Annotated in this window: 18 protein-coding genes; 9 read left to right on the top strand and 9 right to left on the bottom strand. The window is 70.4% G+C overall.

Features of this window, described 5'->3' with window-relative positions:
• Window positions 1-94 precede the first annotated feature (94 nt).
• Window positions 95-457, bottom strand: a complete 363-nt coding sequence (locus ACZ7L7_RS10680; RefSeq protein ID WP_471592741.1) for a hypothetical protein — start codon at window positions 455-457, stop codon at window positions 95-97.
• Window positions 458-526: 69 nt separating this feature from the next.
• Window positions 527-997, bottom strand: a complete 471-nt coding sequence (locus ACZ7L7_RS10675; RefSeq protein ID WP_453604023.1) for an RNA polymerase sigma factor — start codon at window positions 995-997, stop codon at window positions 527-529.
• Between the two features lie 448 nt (window positions 998-1,445).
• On the opposite strand from ACZ7L7_RS10675, the gene ACZ7L7_RS10670 reads away from it, so the two are divergent.
• The gene (locus ACZ7L7_RS10670) at window positions 1,446-2,186 is read left to right on the top strand and encodes a hypothetical protein (RefSeq protein WP_285510427.1); all 741 of its coding nucleotides are present in this window, start codon (window positions 1,446-1,448) and stop codon (window positions 2,184-2,186) included.
• 217 nt (window positions 2,187-2,403) lie between these two features.
• Here the strand turns inward: ACZ7L7_RS10670 and ACZ7L7_RS10665 are convergent, their stop codons facing one another.
• Both ACZ7L7_RS10665 and ACZ7L7_RS10660 read right to left on the bottom strand, forming a co-directional pair.
• The gene (locus ACZ7L7_RS10665) at window positions 2,404-3,648 is read right to left on the bottom strand and encodes a L,D-transpeptidase (protein WP_472075551.1); all 1,245 of its coding nucleotides are present in this window, start codon (window positions 3,646-3,648) and stop codon (window positions 2,404-2,406) included.
• A gap of 220 nt (window positions 3,649-3,868) precedes the next feature.
• Window positions 3,869-4,213, bottom strand: coding sequence for a hypothetical protein (locus ACZ7L7_RS10660; RefSeq protein ID WP_285432363.1), 345 nt, complete (start codon window positions 4,211-4,213; stop codon window positions 3,869-3,871).
• A gap of 120 nt (window positions 4,214-4,333) precedes the next feature.
• Here ACZ7L7_RS10660 and ACZ7L7_RS10655 point away from each other — a divergent pair, with 120 nt between their 5' ends.
• The 3 genes from ACZ7L7_RS10655 to ACZ7L7_RS10645 all read left to right on the top strand — a co-directional run bounded on the left by ACZ7L7_RS10655 (window position 4,334) and on the right by ACZ7L7_RS10645 (window position 6,239).
• Entirely contained in the window at window positions 4,334-4,639 is a 306-nt protein-coding gene (locus ACZ7L7_RS10655; protein WP_285510429.1) for an LPXTG cell wall anchor domain-containing protein, read from the top strand.
• A gap of 44 nt (window positions 4,640-4,683) precedes the next feature.
• Window positions 4,684-5,463 carry a hypothetical protein gene (locus ACZ7L7_RS10650; protein WP_285510430.1) on the top strand — a complete coding sequence of 260 codons (780 nt, stop codon included), beginning with the start codon at window positions 4,684-4,686 and terminating at the stop codon, window positions 5,461-5,463.
• Window positions 5,464-5,525: 62 nt separating this feature from the next.
• Window positions 5,526-6,239 carry a hypothetical protein gene (locus ACZ7L7_RS10645; protein WP_471592739.1) on the top strand — a complete coding sequence of 238 codons (714 nt, stop codon included), beginning with the start codon at window positions 5,526-5,528 and terminating at the stop codon, window positions 6,237-6,239.
• Window positions 6,240-6,298: 59 nt separating this feature from the next.
• Here the strand turns inward: ACZ7L7_RS10645 and hutH are convergent, their stop codons facing one another.
• The 3 genes from hutH to ACZ7L7_RS10630 form a co-directional block, all read right to left on the bottom strand.
• Window positions 6,299-7,837, bottom strand: coding sequence for a histidine ammonia-lyase (gene hutH, locus ACZ7L7_RS10640; protein ID WP_285510729.1), 1,539 nt, complete (start codon window positions 7,835-7,837; stop codon window positions 6,299-6,301).
• 86 nt (window positions 7,838-7,923) lie between these two features.
• Window positions 7,924-9,069 (bottom strand): GGDEF domain-containing protein, encoded by a 1,146-nt coding sequence (locus tag ACZ7L7_RS10635; protein ID WP_285510432.1) that lies wholly within the window; start codon window positions 9,067-9,069, stop codon window positions 7,924-7,926.
• 504 nt (window positions 9,070-9,573) lie between these two features.
• Complete coding sequence (locus ACZ7L7_RS10630) at window positions 9,574-10,377, bottom strand: enoyl-CoA hydratase/isomerase family protein (protein ID WP_285510433.1); 804 nt, start codon at window positions 10,375-10,377, stop codon at window positions 9,574-9,576.
• A gap of 184 nt (window positions 10,378-10,561) precedes the next feature.
• On the opposite strand from ACZ7L7_RS10630, the gene ACZ7L7_RS10625 reads away from it, so the two are divergent.
• Complete coding sequence (locus tag ACZ7L7_RS10625) at window positions 10,562-11,239, top strand: hypothetical protein (protein WP_472075548.1); 678 nt, start codon at window positions 10,562-10,564, stop codon at window positions 11,237-11,239.
• 9 nt (window positions 11,240-11,248) lie between these two features.
• Here the strand turns inward: ACZ7L7_RS10625 and ACZ7L7_RS10620 are convergent, their stop codons facing one another.
• Together ACZ7L7_RS10620 and ACZ7L7_RS10615 are read right to left on the bottom strand one after the other, a co-directional pair.
• Window positions 11,249-12,358, bottom strand: a complete 1,110-nt coding sequence (locus ACZ7L7_RS10620) for an adenylate/guanylate cyclase domain-containing protein (protein WP_093724615.1) — start codon at window positions 12,356-12,358, stop codon at window positions 11,249-11,251.
• 140 nt (window positions 12,359-12,498) lie between these two features.
• Window positions 12,499-13,356 carry a biotin--[acetyl-CoA-carboxylase] ligase gene (locus ACZ7L7_RS10615; RefSeq protein WP_285510435.1) on the bottom strand — a complete coding sequence of 286 codons (858 nt, stop codon included), beginning with the start codon at window positions 13,354-13,356 and terminating at the stop codon, window positions 12,499-12,501.
• A gap of 111 nt (window positions 13,357-13,467) precedes the next feature.
• Between ACZ7L7_RS10615 and ACZ7L7_RS10610 the strand changes: the two genes are divergently transcribed.
• The 4 genes from ACZ7L7_RS10610 (at window position 13,468) to ACZ7L7_RS10595 (ending at window position 16,120) form a co-directional block, all read left to right on the top strand.
• On the top strand, window positions 13,468-15,054 hold the full coding sequence (locus ACZ7L7_RS10610) for an acyl-CoA carboxylase subunit beta (RefSeq protein WP_285510436.1): 1,587 nt from the start codon (window positions 13,468-13,470) through the stop codon (window positions 15,052-15,054).
• 9 nt (window positions 15,055-15,063) lie between these two features.
• Entirely contained in the window at window positions 15,064-15,273 is a 210-nt protein-coding gene (locus tag ACZ7L7_RS10605) for an acyl-CoA carboxylase epsilon subunit (protein WP_285510437.1), read from the top strand.
• Window positions 15,274-15,360: 87 nt separating this feature from the next.
• A complete protein-coding gene (gene mmpB, locus ACZ7L7_RS10600) occupies window positions 15,361-15,489 on the top strand; it encodes a morphogenic membrane protein MmpB (RefSeq protein ID WP_285510438.1) in 129 nt (42 codons plus the stop codon).
• Between the two features lie 22 nt (window positions 15,490-15,511).
• Complete coding sequence (locus ACZ7L7_RS10595) at window positions 15,512-16,120, top strand: Maf family protein (protein ID WP_285510439.1); 609 nt, start codon at window positions 15,512-15,514, stop codon at window positions 16,118-16,120.
• Window positions 16,121-16,289: the final 169 nt, after the last annotated feature.

Here is a 16,289-nt window from a genome sequence, read left to right as displayed (position 1 = left end):
CCCGGTGGTCCGAACCCGCTCAACGGGTTCTGGCCACCGGGCCTCTGCGTGTCTCGCAGCCGTCGTGCGGCAGGCGGGAATGTGACGACAGACCCTAGGCGGGTACCCCGTAGCCCATGGTGACCGGGGCCTTGTGATAGGCCGTGTCGACATTCGTGTATTCGAGCGCGTCACACACGGACCACGTCCTTTTGTAACCGTCCGAGAATGCATTGAAGTGGAAGTTCACACACCCGGGATCGTCGGTGTGCTTTTGCATCCAGCCGTAGACACGAATTTCGTTGTTCAGGTTCACGCACCTCTTGAGATGCAATGATCCGGCGTTCGTGTCCTTGTCGATGTACTTCGTACATGTCGCTTGCGGTGAGATCGCGGAAGCCGGAGCCGCGGTCGCCCCTCCCGCCAGGCCAAGAGTTGCGAAAATCGCGACGGCGGCGACCGTCACCTTCTTGCTCACGCTCTTCATGGATCCTCGTTTCGATCTTGCTCTCGATCGAGCCCACTTCGCAGTCGTACGGTGAACGTCTCAAGCAGGCGCGCCGTATGACTCGTCGAGCAAAAAATTTCTGCGCAGCGTTTCGTGGCCGCGCAGCCGCGCCCGGGACACCGTCCCCCGGTGCACGCCGAGGATCTCTGCGGCCTGGTCGATGGTGTACCCCTCGATGTCCACCAGCCGTACCGCGGCGGACTGTCCCGCGGGCAGCGACATCAGCAGGCGCTCGGCCTCCCACCACGCCTCGACGAGGCTTCCCTCGCCGGAACTGGGCAGGTCAGGGAGGTCAGCGGCCAGCACCTCGCGCCGGCCCCGGCGCTGCTGGTCGATCAGTGTCGTGACCACGGTCCTGATCGCGTACGCGCGCGGGTTGGGGTGGGCGATGAAGGTCGCGGCCCGCGAGAGCAGCCGCTCGCACGCCTCCTGCACCGCGTCCTCGGCCAGCCAGCGCGCGGTCGACCGCTCGGCCTTGCTCCGCAGTTGAGGTAAGAGTGCGCAAATCATGTCCTTGGCATCACGCAAGGCTGTTTCGCCGCATCTGTCGGGATCGGAAATCGAGCCGGTCACGCTCATTGCAACCCCCAGGAAGTTGCCGCACCCAACGGGCGCGTCGACTTCGCCGATGCTAGAGCAGGCCCGTCGGCCGGGACACGGAATTGATGGGAATCTGAGATTCCGCCTCATCGGCCGTTCGGCGAATCCCGCAGCCGCGGTTGAATGCAATTCACAAGCGGAATCGGCGGTATTCGGATGGCGGTCCACCTCAAATTAAGCTCAGGAAATATTGAGCCCTCTTGTGACGTCCCGAGCGCCGGTGCCAGTGTGATTCGGCGACGCCAGGAGATCGCCCCTGAATCTCCTGGTACTCCCACACATTCAGCGATCGGGATGCCGCGTTCGGCATTCCCGCCACCCTTTTGCGCCATCGGTGGAACAACCCGAAGGAGAGCAAGTGCAGTCCACGAGATCGAACCTCTCCCGCACCACCGCACGCCGCCGCAACAGCTTCAAGGCATCGCTCGTCGCCACGGTCCTCGCCGCCGGCAGCATCGTCAGCCTGTCCGCGACGCCGTCGAGCGCTGCCGTCCAGGTCCCCACCGCGGCCGAGTACAACGCCTGGCTCAGGTCGCAGAACAGCACGTCGGCGATGGCGACGTACAGCGCCTTCAACGCCCTCTCCGCCGCCAAGCAGGACAAGTTCCTGCACTACCTGGTCGACGAGGACGTCCTTGAGGCGTACCAGAACGCCGCTGACAATGACCCCGGGACCTACACCATGGCCAATGGCGACGTGGTGATCGAGGTCGAGGGAGGAGCCGCTCCGGAGCCGACCTCCACGGGCGGGATCTCGGCGCAGGGCACCGCGGGCGACTGGAGCTGCTGGTACAACGTCAAGCAGAAGATCCTCGGGGTGACCATCACCCGGCTGAACTTCAAGCAGTGGTACCGCTCCAGCTCGACCAAGGTCACCAAGGTCTACAACGCCGCGGCCTCGCACACCAACTACAACATCGGCGTCTCCATCAGCCACGAGCCCGAGGAGCAGTGGATCTCGGGCGCCGGCAACGCTCTCGCGTACGTCACCTGGCACGGCTCGATCATCTACAAGGGCTTCGGCGTCAACATCGACAAGCGTCACCACCTGCGCTGCGACGAGACCGGCCTGCGCTACTACTACCTCAAGAACGTCTAGCCGTACCCTGGGGGCCCTACCGGAGGAGAAACGCATGGCGCAGACCCTCACGAAAGTCATCCTGTACGCCCTGGCCGTCGTCATCGTCATCGGCGTCGTAGGGGCCGTCCTCTGGAGCAGCATGTAGCCGTGGGCGCGGATCGGCCCACCCCGTACAAAGGTTGAGGGCGGCACCCCCCGTGGGGTGCCGCCCTCAGCCTTGTGCGCCGGGCGTGGCTCAGACCGCCGAGCCCGCCTTCCAGTCGGCCCAGTTCATGTTCCAGCCGTTGAGGCCGTTGTCGGGAGCGACCGTCTTGTCGCCGGTGTTCTCGACGACCACCACGTCACCGACCATCGAGTTGGTGTAGAACCAGTACGCCTCGGTGCCCTTGTCGTTGGCGCCCTTGGTGTCGTTCAGGCCGATGCAGCCGTGGCTGGTGTTGACGTTGCCGAAGACCGAGTCGGCGCCCCAGTAGTTGCCGTGAATGAAGGTGCCGGAGCTGGTGAGGCGGATGGCGTGCGGCACGTCCTTGATGTCGTACTCGCCCTTGCCGTCGTCGTCGGTGAAGCCCACGGTCGCGCCGTTCATGCGCGTCTCCTTGAACATCTCCGACATCACCATGACGCCTTCGTACGTCTTGTTCTCGGGCGACCCGGCGGAGATCGGGATGGTCTTGACGACCTTGCCGTCCTGGGTGACCTTCATCTGCTTGGTGTTGGCGTCGACGTACGAGACCTGGTTGCGGCCGATCTTGAAGGTGACCGTCTTCTGCTGGACGCCGTAGACACCGTCCGCGCCCTCGACACCGTCCAGCGCCAGCTTCAGCGTGACGGTGGAGTTCTCCTGCCAGTAGTCCTCGGGCCGGCAGTCCATGCGGCGGTCGTTGAACCAGTGGCAGGCGACCTCCTGGCCGCTGCTGGAGGTGACGGTCACGCCCTTCTGGACGTCCGCCTTGTTGGTGATCGCCTTGTCGAAGTTGAGCGAGACCGGCATGCCCACACCGACCGTGGAGCCGTCCTCCGGCGTGAAGTAGCCGAGGAAGCTGTTGTCCGGGGAGAGGGTGCTGAAGGAGGCGTTCTCGTGCGCCTCCAGACCCTTGGCGTCCTCGGCGGTCACCGAGATCTTGTAGGTGGTGGCCCGCTCCAGCTGGGCGGAGGGCTTCCAGCTCGTCTTGTCCGCGGATATCTGACCCTCGACGGCCTTGCCGTCGGCGGTGGTCATCTTCACCTCGGTGAGCGTGCCCTTGCTCACGGTGACGCCGGTGGAGTTGATGGAGGCGTTGTCGGCCCCGTCCTTGGGCGTGATCTTGATCTGTGCCTCGGAAGTCTTGTTGGCCGCCGCCTCGTCGACCTTGGCCTGCGAGGTGTCGTCGCCGTCGTTGCCCGATGCCTCGTCGCCACCGGAGCAGGCCGAGAGCACCAGGACACTTCCGAGCAGAGCGGACGCGACCGACAGGCCCCTGCGCCGCTTACTGACCGTCATCACACGCTTCTCCATCGTTGCCGAATCCCCAAAACCCCGAGAGCCCCCGTCAAGAATGTTCAACGCTACGACCGGTTCGTCCCGTTCCACATCCCTTGGATGTGTGGGGCACACCACGTCCGCCGTTACGGCTGGTGCGGAAGTCGGTCCGTGCGCCCCTTGAGACGACGAAACCCCGGACGGCGGTTGCCGTCCGGGGCCATGAATTCCCCGAGCGGACTCAGCCGGCCGACTCCTCGTCGTCATCCTCGGCCTCATCATCCTCGTCAAGGTCCCACTCCGGCGAATCGGGGTCGTAGTCGATCCGCTCCGTCGACCAGGACGCCTGCGCGAGGTCCACCCCGGGCACCTCACTGACCAGGTCGAACGGGTCGACGAGATACGCCAGCGCCTCGGCGGTGTCTTCCGTCACAGCGCCCTCGGCCTGCGTGCGCTCCTCGGCGGGCATCGCCTCGTCGCCGGCGATCCGGGCCAGCGCCGCCTTGGTCACGGCGTCCTCGTCCTCCACTTCCAGGACGAGTTCCACGCGTACCCGGACAAATCGTGATGTCTCTTCAGTGTTCATGGTCGGAGCGTACGGCCCCGGCCGTCCTTGAGGCTCCCGCGACTTTCCCGCGACCCGCGCCTTTCATTAGCATCGCTCCACACGGCCAATTCGCCAGCGCCACAAGGGGATCGATATTCCGTGTCATCCGCTCGCCGTCCGTTGCTGACCGCCACCGCCGCGGGGACCCTGCTGTGCGCCCTGTGGTTCGTCCCGTCCGCCAACGCGACCGGGGACCAGCCCGCGAGAGAGGCGCCCTCGGCGAGCCCGGCCACGCAGATCACCCAGCAGGCGCGGGCCACCACCGCGGACACCTCCGACGACGTCGAACTGGCCGACACCGGAAGCTTTGACACCACGCCCTACGTGGTGGGCGGGACCTTCTCCCTGGTTCTGGGCGCGGGCTTCGTCGTCTATTCGGTCCGCCGGGAACGTCACGATTTCTGAGTCAACTTGACGGTTCTTCAAACAAACGTTCATAGTCCGCTCTCATGAAGAGATCATCGGGTGCGCGCGTCGGCGCCACGGTTGCCGTGGGCGCGGTCGCGCTCGCCCTCATCACGGGGTGTTCCAGCGACGACTCCAAGGGCTCGGACGAGGGCAAGGGCAAGGAGGGGGCCGCCACCCCCACCAACGCGGCCAAGGCGCTGAGCGCGGCCGAGCTGGAGAAGCTGCTGCTGGCCGACGCCGACCTGGACGCCAAGAAGTACAAGGTCGAGGACGGGGACGACACGCTCCCCAAGTCCAAGGCCGGGGTGAAGGCGGACAAATCCGAGTGCGAGGCGCTGGTGTGGGCCACCGGCGCACTGCCGCCCGGTGACACGGACGCCGCGGCGTCCAACACCGTCTCGCAGATCCCTGGCGGCTCCGGCGGCGACGCCCCGGAGGACATCTCCGACGCCCTGAACATCAACATGACGTTCGTGGGCCTGTCCTCCTACGACGGCGACGGCGCCGAGAAGGCCATGAAGCTCGTCTCCGACGGCGTCTCGGCCTGCGGTGGCGGCTACGGCATGACGGCCGAGGGCGAGACCACCAAGGTCACCAAGATCGCCTCGGCGGAGGGCTCCGGCCAGGGCGACGAGTCCGTCGCCTACGTCCAGTCGGTCGACATGGACGGCGAGGGCACGGCGGACTTCAAGACCGAGGTGGTCCGCAAGGGCAACACCATCGCCACGTTCTACTCGTTCGACCTCGCCGCGCTCGGCAGCGGCAAGCCCTCCGAGATCCCGGCCGACGTCATCTCGGCCCAGCTCGGCAAGGTCAAGTAACCACCGTGCGGGTATCACCGGCCACCTGCTCACGGCGGGCGCGTACAAGCGCCGTGCTCGCCGTGGGCGCGGTCGCGTCGGCCCTGGTCACGGGGTGCTCCGGCGACGTGTCCGCGGAGGGCTCGGACAAGGACGGGGCGCCCGCGCGGGCGGCGAGGGCGCTCAGCTCGGCGGAGCTGGAGAAGCTGCTGCTGGCGACGGGGGACGTCAAGGACTACAAGGTCACCGACGGGGACGAAACGATCCGGCAGGACATGTCCAAGCTGGAGACCGACAAGCCCGCATGCGACCCCCTGGCTCGGGCCTCTACGGCCCAGCCTCCGGGAGCCACCGACGCGGACGCGTCCAACGGGATCGCGCAGGACCCCGCGGCGTTCAAGGGGGACTTGGCAAAGGAGTTCGAAGAGGACTTCTCCCTGACCATCGTCGGCCTGTCGTCCTACGACGGCGACGGCGCCGAGAAGGCCATGAAAGCCGTCTCCGGCGGCATCAAGGCCTGCGCCGACGGCTTCCTGCTGAGGACGGCCGCCGCGCACGACACCAAGGTCGCCAGGATCGCCGCGGTGAAACCGTCCGGCCTGGGCGACAAGTCGGTGGCGTTCACCTTGGACGAGGACCTGGGCGGCGGGTTCGTGCTCACCTCCACTACCGAGGTGGTCCGCAAGGGGAACACGATCGCCACGTTCCACACGATGAATTCCGAAGCGTACGAGCCCGGTGGTGTGTCGGAGATCCCCACCGAGATCATCAAGGCCCAGGTGGCCAAGCTCAAGTGACTTACCGTCAGGCCCTGCTGCCGCAGCCCGGCAGCAGGGCCCGACGCATGTCCGTGGGCCTACTGAAGCGGCCCGGTGACGCTCTCCACTGCCGCGACGAGCCGCCCGTCCCGGACGAAGGCCTCGGCGGCGGCGAGGTCGGGGGCGAGGAAGCGGTCGGGCCCGGGGCCCTGGACGCCCGCCTTGCGCACCGCCTCGATGACGGCCCGGGTGGCGGGTGCGGGGGTGAGGCCCTCGCGCAGTTCGACACCGCGCGTGGCCGCGTACAGCTCCACGGCGACGACCCGGGTGAGGTTGTCGACGGCGGTACGCAGCTTGCGCGCGGCCGACCAGCCCATGGAGACGTGGTCCTCCTGCATGGCGGAGGACGGGATGGAGTCGGCGGAGGCCGGTACGGCGAGCCGCTTCATCTCGCTGACCAGGGCGGCCTGCGTGTACTGGGCGATCATCAGCCCGGAGTCGACGCCCGCGTCGTCCGCGAGGAACGGCGGCAGCCCGTGGCTGCGGTTCTTGTCGAGCAGCCGGTCGGTGCGCCGCTCGGCGATGGAGGCGAGGTCGGCGGCGGCGATGGCGAGGAAGTCCAGTACGTAGGCGACCGGGGCGCCGTGGAAGTTGCCGTTGGACTCCACGCGCCCGTCCGGCAGGACGACCGGGTTGTCCACCGCCGAGGCCAGCTCACGCTCGGCCACCAGCCGGGCGTGCGCCAAGGTGTCCCGTCCGGCACCGGCGACCTGCGGGGCGCAGCGCACCGAGTAGGCGTCCTGGACGCGCGGGGCGTCGTCCTGGTGGTGCCCGGTGAGCTGGGAGTCCTTCAGGACGGCGAGCATGTTGGCGGCGGAGGCGGCCTGCCCCGGGTGGGGGCGGATGGCGTGCAGTTCGGGCGCGAGCACCTTGTCCGTGCCGAGCAGCGCCTCCAGGGAGAGGGCGGCGGTGATGTCGGCGGACTTGTAAAGGGTGTCCAGGTCGGCGAGCGCCATGATCAGCATGCCGAGCATGCCGTCGGTGCCGTTGAGGAGGGCGAGGCCCTCCTTCTCGCGCAGTTCGACGGGGGCGATGCCGTGCTCGGCGAGCAGTTCGGCGGCGGGCCGTACGACGCCGTCGGGGCCCTCCGCGTCGCCCTCGCCCATCAGCGCGAGGGCGCAGTGGGAGAGCGGGGCCAGATCGCCGGAGCAGCCGAGGGAGCCGTATTCGTGGACGACCGGGGTGATGCCCGCGTTGAGGACGTCGGCCATGGTCTGGGCGACCTCGGGGCGGACGCCGGTGTGGCCCGAGCAGACGGTCTTCAGCCGCAGGAACATCAGCGCGCGCACGACCTCGCGCTCCACCCGCGGGCCCATGCCGGCGGCGTGCGAGCGGACGATGTTGCGCTGGAGCTGGGCACGCAGTTCCTGGCTGATGTGCCGGGTCGCCAGGGCGCCGAATCCGGTGGAGACGCCGTAGACGGGCTCGGGCTTGGCCGCCAGGGCGTCCACGATCTCGCGGGCCGCGGCCAGGGCGGACACGGCGTCCTGGCCCAGCTCGACACGGGCACCGTCGCGCGCAACGGCAAGAACGTCGGACGCGGTCACCCCGGACGTCCCCACCACCACAGTGTGCATATCCATATTCAGGAGCGTACGCACTGAATTCCAAGATGTCACCAGTGGGGACGGGGTTGACCCCTTACCGCTGCGACCGGGGCCGGTCAGTGGCGCCCGCGGAACCTCCGGCGCTCGGAGGCCGGCTGCTCGGTCGCGGGGGTGTCGGCGAGCTGGACGACCGGATCGTCGGGGCCTTCCCGCCCCGCGACGACCGGTTTGGTGGCGTGCATGGCCTTCGCCCGGTACTGGGCGGCGTCGGCCAGCCGGAACAGACGGCGGGCGGAGCGGACGGGGCCGATGGGGTCGCCGGTGGAGGCGACCCCGCAGGCGACCCCGTCGCCGAGCTCCAACTCCGCGGCGCGGCGGCACAGTTCGTCGGCGGCGCGTACGACGTCGTCGGCGGGCGGACCCACGGCGAGCAGACAGAACTCGTCGCCGCCGAGCCGGGCCGCGAGGGCGCCGGGGAGCATCGCGCCGCAGAGGGAGAGGACGGAGCCGAACCGTTCCAGCAGACGGTCCCCGACGGCGTGCCCCTGGGTGTCGTTGACCCGCTTGAGCCCGTTCAGGTCACAGACGACGAGACTGACGACGACCCCCTCCTCGCGATGCCGCTCGACGGCCCTGTCCAGCCGCCCGTCCACGGCACGGCGGTTGGCGAGGCCGGTGAGCGCGTCGGTGTACGCCAGCCGCCGGGCCTCCTCCAGCCGTTCCGCCTGCGCGATCCCGGCGGCCACGACGGCGGCGAGGACGGTGGCGAAGTCGGCGTCGGAACGCTCGAAGAGGGGATCGCCGAGGCGGCGGGCGACATACAGCTCGCCCCACGCCCTGCCGTGCAGCACGATCGGGGCGACCACGCAGCAGCCGCGGCCCCTGCGGCGCAGTGCGGCGACACGCTGGTGCACATAACCGGGGCGCCCGGCGGCGGGACCGTCGGCGGTCTCCACCCAGGCGTTGGGCTCACCGCCGCAGGCCCAGCGCTCGTGCAGGAACTCGGTGATCTCCGGGAACTGATGGACTGGGTACGCCTCGTCCTCCGGGAACTCCTCCTCGTCCGGCGCCCGCTCCCCCACGTTCACCAGCACCCTGAGCCGCCCCAGGTCCCGCTCCCACACGGACAGGGCGGCGAAACTCCCCCCGAGCGCCCGGCAGGCCCCCGAGGCGGCCGCCCGCCAGGCCTCCCGCGACCCATGAGCCGCCGCCATCCCCTGCGCCAGCCCCACCACCGCCGCCAGCCGAACATCCTCTCCCATCACTCCAGGCTAGGGATCTTCCCGACAAACAGGGACATGGATGGGGCGAACAGGTGTCAGTACGACCGAACCACGGTAGCCGTGGACATCTGGCGTAGCCGCGGGCAGCCATGCCCCCCAACTGCGGGCAGTCGCGACCCAGCCCCGACGCCCACCCCCGTAGGCGGCACCGCCGCATCACCGCAGCTGCGGGCAGTCGCAACCCAGCCCCAACACCCACCCCAGTAGGCGGCACCGCCGCATCACCGCAGCTGCGGGCAGTCGCAACCCAGCCCCGACGCCCACCCCCGTAGGCGGCACCGCCGCATCACCGTAGCTGCGGGCAGTCGTGCCGCTGGGGCGGCACGGGTGGGCGCGGCGGCACCCCGCAAGCGCGGGCAAGCACACCCACCCCCACGGCCCCCACCACGGGCCGGCGACACCTACCCCCACGGCAACCCGCAGGAGCAGGCACCCCGGATCAGGCAAGTGCCCCGAACCCCTGCGCCCCAGCGCACCGCACCGTCACTCCCCCGGCCACTCCGGCCGGCGCTTCTCGTTGAACGCCGCAACCCCCTCCGCCCGATCCCCCGAGAACGCCACAGACCGCCAAGCCGCGTCCTCCACCTCAAGCCCGGCCCGCAGATCCAGCCCATGCCCAAGACGCAACGCCCGCTTCGCCGCCCGCAACCCCACCGGCGAGTTCCCGGCAATCCGCGCGGCCAGCGACAGCGCCGCCTCCCGATCCGTCCCCGCCGGAACCAGCTCGTCCACCAGCCCCAGCGACCGCGCCTCCGCCGCCTCCACCCGCCGCGCCGAGAAGATCAGCTCCGCCGCCCGCGCCGCTCCCACCCGCCGCGGCAGCAACTGCGTACCACCGCCGCCGGGAATCACCCCGACCGACACCTCCGGCAGCCCCACCACCGCCGTCTCGTCGGCCACGATCACATCGCAGGAGAGCGCCAGCTCGAACCCGCCCCCGAGCGCGAACCCGTGCACGGCCGCGATCGTCGGTACCGGAATCTCCAGCACCCCCGTGTACGCCCCCCGCGCGACGGGCCGCTGCCGCACCAGATCCGCGTCGCTGAAGGAGTTCCGCTCCTTCAGATCCGCCCCCACGCAGAACGCCCGCTCATGCGTCGACGTCAGCACCACCACCCGCACCCCGCGGTCGGCGCCCAGCGCCGCGCACGCCGCCCCGATGGACCGCGCCATCTCCGACGACACGGCGTTCATGGCCTTGGGCCGGTCCAGGGCGAGCTCCGCGACATGCCCACCGTCCCCATGCCGCCGCACCAGCACGAACTCCCCGTACCGCTCCTCGCTCATGACACCCTCCGGTTAACGCGGGTTAACAGAAATCCCCCCGATCATCGCAGCCCGGCCTCCCGGAGGGAAGGCACCCCGTTCGGGTGATATCCCCCGGAACCCCCCACCCCGCCCCGACGCACCGCATAGCGTGCGGCGGGCCACGGCGCACCGGGGGCGCGATCGGGGAGGATTCGTGAGGACGATGACAGAAGCGGACGGGACGGCGGCCAGACCGGACACGCCGGCCCCGGAGTCGACGGCGCCCCCGGTCCGGATCTTCGGCCCCCGCGGCCGGCACCGCCGCCCCCGCCCCCGCAAGGTCCTCCTCGCGGCGGGCGGCCTCGCCCTGGTCGCGGGCGCCCTGAGCCTCGTACGACTGCATCCCGGCGCCGGACTCGGCGGGTCCGGCACTCCGGAGGCCGCGCCCTGGCCGTCCGGCGACCCGGGCACCGGCACCGGCACCGAGCGCGCCACCAACGCCGCCGCGACGATCACCACGAACCCCGAGCCCGGCCCGTCCGCCACCTCCGCCATGGGCAGCCGGACAGCGGCACCGACGGCGTCCCCCAGCGGCGTACCGGCGCCGGGGAACAGCCCCGCCGCACAGGAACCCGCGGACGAGAACCCGGTGACCACCATCCCCGAGGCACCGGACCGACCCGCCGCACCCCAGCGGCCGGGCGCCGGCCCCACGCAGAGCCACGCCCCGCACCAGCCACCCGCCGCCGCGCCACCGCAGGCACCGGCGCCCGGCCAGTCCGCACCGCCCCCGGCCCAGCAGCCCTCGCCCGGCCCGACCGGCAACCCGGGCGTCTGCCTGCCGATCGTCGGCCTGTGCGTGGACCCGCTGGGCCCCGGCCTGCTCAACTCGAAGCGTTGAGGGCCGGCGCTACGACGGCTCCCCGTCCCGCCGGGTGAGCAGCCAGGGCTCGACCACCCCGAGCCCGCGCACCGGCCGCTGCCACATCGGCTGGAGCGCGAAGCGGTACGTCGGCGGCTCCTCGCCCTCCTTCTCCGCGGCCGCGGCCTCCTCGGCCGCCTCCGCCTCGGAGGCCGGTGCCTCACCGGTACGGATCAGCTCCTCCGCGAAGGCGCTGTCCACCAGCACGGCGTCCTTGGGAGCTATCGAGGTGAGCCGGGAGGCCAGGTTCACGGTCGTGCCGAAGACATCGCCCATCCGGGTGGTCACCGTGCCGAAGGCGATGCCGACGCGCAGCTCCGGCATGGTCTCGTCGTTGGCCATCGTCTCGATGAGCCGCAGCGCGATCTCGGCGGCCACGCCCGCGTCGTCGGCGGAGTACAGCACCTCGTCGCCGAGGGTCTTGATCAGCCGTCCGCCCCGCGCGGCCACCAGGTCGGCGGCGGTGGTCTCGAAGGCCTCGACCAGTTCGCCGAGTTCCTCCTCCTCCATCCGGCGGGTCAGCCGGGTGAAGCCCACGAGGTCGGCGAAACCGACCGCGAGCCGCCGGTCGACCATCTCCTCGTCGTCGGCGGCCTGCACGACCCGCCCGGTCGCGGCGGCGAGCTGGCGCCGCCAGACATAGACGAGGAACTCCTCCAGCTCGGGCAGGAGCAGCTCGACCAGCGGATAGGTGACCTCGGTACGGGTCATGCCGGGCTCGGGGGGCTCGGTCAGGCCCTCCAGGAAGGAGTCGATCTGCCATTCGGCCAGCCGGGCGGTGGTCTGGCCGGTGGACCGGGCCACCTGCACGGCCATGGCCTCGCTGAGCAGCCCCGCCTCGACCAGACCGGCGAGCCGTCTGAGCGCCAGCACGTCGGCCTCGGTCAGCGCCTTCGCCTGTCCGATGTCGGCGAACCCCATGGCCCGCCAGAACCGGGACGCCAGCTCCATGGAGACACCGGCGCTACGAGCCGCCTGGAAAGGGGTGTAGCGCCGCTCCGCGCCGAGGATGAGCTGTTCGAGGCGGAGGGCGAGTGGGTCCTCGCCGGGGTCGGCGGCGTGGGGGTCCATGCCGGAGCCCGTGTCGTCGACGGTCACGCCTGCTGCCCTTCCGATCTGCCGCGGTCAGGTATCGACCGGCCCCAACTCTACGGCAGGTGTGCGCCAGCTCACTCCGTTAAGCGGGGCGAAGGCTTTCCTGAAAGCGGTGGTTGCTGTAGGTGCGGTACGGCGCGCGCTCACGCCGGGCGCAGGTGCACGATGTCACCCGCCCCCACGGGCTCCTGTACGCCCTCGCCGGTCGCGATGACCAGGCGGCCGTCGCCGTCCACGGCCACCGCCTCGCCGACCAGCGACCGGTCGCCGGGCAGTTCGGCCCGTACGGACCGGCCGAGCGTCGCGCAGCCCGCCGCGTACGCCTCGTGCAGTCCGCTGTCGCCCGCGTCGCCCTTGGCGGCGCGCCAGCGCCCGTACCAGTCCTCCAGCGAGCGCAGAGCCGCCCGCAGCAGGGGATCGCGGTCGGTGCTGATCGATCCGGCGAGGGCCAGCGAGCCCGCCTGCGGGACCGGCAGCTCCTCCTCCTTGAGGGTGACGTTGATGCCGACGCCGATGACGACCGCGTCGTCCCCGGCCCGTTCCACCAGGATGCCGCCGGCCTTGCGCTCCTGCCCGCCGACGGTCACCAGGATGTCGTTGGGCCACTTGAGTGCCGTGTCCACGCCCGCCGACCTGGACAGCCCCGCCGCGACCGCCACTCCGGTGAGCAGCGGCAGCCAGCCCCAGTGGGCGACCGGGACGTCGGCGGGCTTCAGCAGGACGGAGAAGAACAGCCCCGAGCGGGCGGGCGCCGTCCACTGCCGGTCCAGGCGGCCCCGGCCCGCCGTCTGCTCCTCGGCGACCAGCACCGTGCCCTCCGCGGCCCCCTGCCCGGCGCGGGCGACCAGGTCGGCGTTGGTGGAGCCGGTGCGCTGCACCACGTCCAGCTCGCGGTACAGGCCCTGGTCGCGGACCAGCGCCCGGCGCAGCGCCGTGACGTTGAGCGGGGGGCGGTCGAGGTCGGACCAGCGGCTGTCGTCTGATGCATCTCGCGGCGTCATGCAAGCCACCCTAGGTGTGGTAAACGCCGCACTGCCGATTGATAGGGCCACCACTACTCTACGGATGAGTAACCGTCCCCCCTTTTGAGCAGGCAGGGAGCCGCGATCCCGATGTCCGAGCCGGAAGAGCAGATCGACATCCACACCACTGCGGGCAAGCTCGCGGATCTCCAGCGCCGCATCGAGGAAGCCACGCACGCCGGCTCCGCACGCGCCGTCGAGAAGCAGCACGCCAAGGGCAAGTTGACGGCCCGTGAGCGGATCGAGCTCCTGCTCGACGAGGGGTCCTTCGTCGAACTCGACGAGTTCGCCCGGCACCGCTCCACCAACTTCGGCCTGGAGCACAACCGCCCCTACGGCGACGGCGTGGTGACCGGCTACGGCACCGTCGACGGCCGCCCGGTCGCGGTGTTCTCGCAGGACTTCACCGTCTTCGGCGGCGCGCTCGGCGAGGTGTACGGGCAGAAGATCGTCAAGGTCATGGACTTCGCGCTGAAGACCGGCTGCCCGGTCATCGGCATCAACGACTCCGGCGGCGCCCGTATCCAGGAGGGCGTGGCCTCGCTCGGCGCGTACGGCGAGATCTTCCGCCGCAACACGCACGCCTCCGGGGTGATCCCGCAGATCTCGCTGATCGTCGGCCCGTGCGCGGGGGGCGCGGTCTACTCCCCCGCGATCACCGACTTCACGGTGATGGTCGACCAGACCTCGCACATGTTCATCACCGGCCCCGACGTCATCAAGACGGTCACCGGTGAGGACGTCGGCTTCGAGGAGCTGGGCGGCGCGCGCACCCACAACTCCGTCTCGGGCGTGGCGCACCACATGTCGGGCGACGAGAAGGACGCCATCGAGTACGTCAAGCAGCTGCTGTCGTACCTGCCGTCCAACAACCTCTCCGAGCCCCCGGCCTTCCCGGAGGAGGCGGACCTCGACATCACCGACGAGGACCGCGAGCTGGACACGATCGTGCCGGACAGCGCGAACCAGCCGTACGACATGCACACGGTGATCGAACACGTCCTGGACGACGCGGAGTTCTTCGAGACGCAGCCGCTGTTCGCGCCGAACATCCTCACCGGGTTCGGGCGGGTCGAGGGGCGGCCGGTGGGCGTGGTGGCCAACCAGCCCATGCAGTTCGCGGGCTGCCTGGACATCGACGCCTCGGAGAAGGCGGCGCGGTTCGTGCGGACCTGCGACGCCTTCAACGTGCCGGTGCTGACCTTCGTCGACGTGCCGGGCTTCCTCCCGGGCGTCGGCCAGGAGCACACCGGCATCATCCGCCGCGGCGCCAAGCTGATCTACGCCTACGCCGAGGCGACGGTCCCGCTGATCACCGTCATCACCCGCAAGGCGTTCGGCGGCGCCTACGACGTCATGGGCTCCAAGCACCTCGGCGCCGACCTCAACCTGGCCTGGCCGACCGCGCAGATCGCCGTGATGGGCGCCCAGGGCGCGGTGAACATCCTGCACCGCAGGACGATCGCCGAGGCCGACGACGTGGAGGCGACGCGGGCCCGTCTCATCCAGGAGTACGAGGACACGCTCCTCAACCCCTACATCGCGGCCGAGCGCGGCTACGTCGACTCGGTGATCATGCCGTCGGAGACGCGTCGGCACATCGTGCGCGGGCTGCGTCAGCTGCGTACCAAGCGGGAATCCCTGCCCCCGAAGAAGCACGGCAACATCCCCCTGTAAGGAGCCGCTGTGACGATCAAGGTGTTGCGGGGCAACCCGACCCCGGAGGAGCTGGCCGCCGCCCTGGCGGTGGTCCGAGCCCGCGCCGCGGCGGCAGCGGCCCTGCCGTCCGGCGCGGCCGAGCCGGACGCCGCGTGGTCCGACCCGGCACGTATCGCGGGCCGCCGCCTGCCGTCGCCCGGACCGGCGACGTGGGCGCGTACGTACTGGCCGAGCTGACATCCGGCCCGGAAGCGGAACGCCGGGGCGCCAAGTTGAGTACGCGTACTCAGGCGCCCCGGACCCGTCGGACCGCAGGCTGGAGGCATGCTGTGGTCCGACCCGGAGGATGAGCCTCCCCAGGAAATCCGCGACATGCAGAAGATGCTGCGGAGGCTCGGCATTCTGATGGCGCTGGCCATGGTGCTCGCGATGATCATGACCGGGCTGCGCTGAGCGCGGCGATACGCTGATCCCCATGACCGATCAGCCGCGCCGCCGCCTCGTACTGGCCTCCCAGTCCCCCGCCCGACTGAACCTCCTGCGCCAGGCGGGACTGGACCCCGAGGTCGTCGTCAGCGGCGTCGACGAGGACGCCGTCACCGCCCCCACCCCCGCGGAGCTGGCCCTCGCACTGGCCGAGGCGAAGGCCTCCGTCGTCGCGGCGAAGCCGGAGGTCAAGGGCGCGCTGGTGATCGGCTGCGACTCGGTCCTGGAGCTCGACGGCGAAGCGCTCGGCAAGCCCGCGGACGCCGAGGAGGCCACCGCCCGCTGGAAGTCGATGCGCGGCCGGGCGGGCACCCTCCAGACGGGCCACTGCGTCTGGGACACGGTCACCGGCCGCTACGCCTCGGCGACGGCGTCCACGGTGGTCCGCTTCGGCGACCCGACAGACGCCGAGGTCGCCGCGTACGTGGCCTCCGGCGAACCCCTCTACGTAGCCGGCGCCTTCACCCTGGACGGCCGCTCGGCCCCCTTCATCGAAGGCATCGACGGCGACCACGGCAACGTCATCGGCATCAGCCTCCCGATGGTCCGCCGCCTGCTGTCCCAACTGAACGTGTCCATCACGGACCTGTGGACGTAAGACCGACGGTTCAAGGAAGCAGGGGGCTGGGCAGCTCCCTCCAGGGGCGCGGGGAACTGCGCGCCAAGCCCCCACAAAGCCGCACCCGACATACAACCCCTCGGGGTCGAAGGGGCGAAGCCCCTTCAGGACGGGACGGGTAGGGGCGGCGGGGGCGAAGGACCACAGC

It is taken from the genome of Streptomyces sp. NPDC110618 (assembly GCF_055657065.1).
Note: the sequence above shows the minus strand (reverse complement) of the source record. Positions and strands in the feature narration are given on the sequence as shown.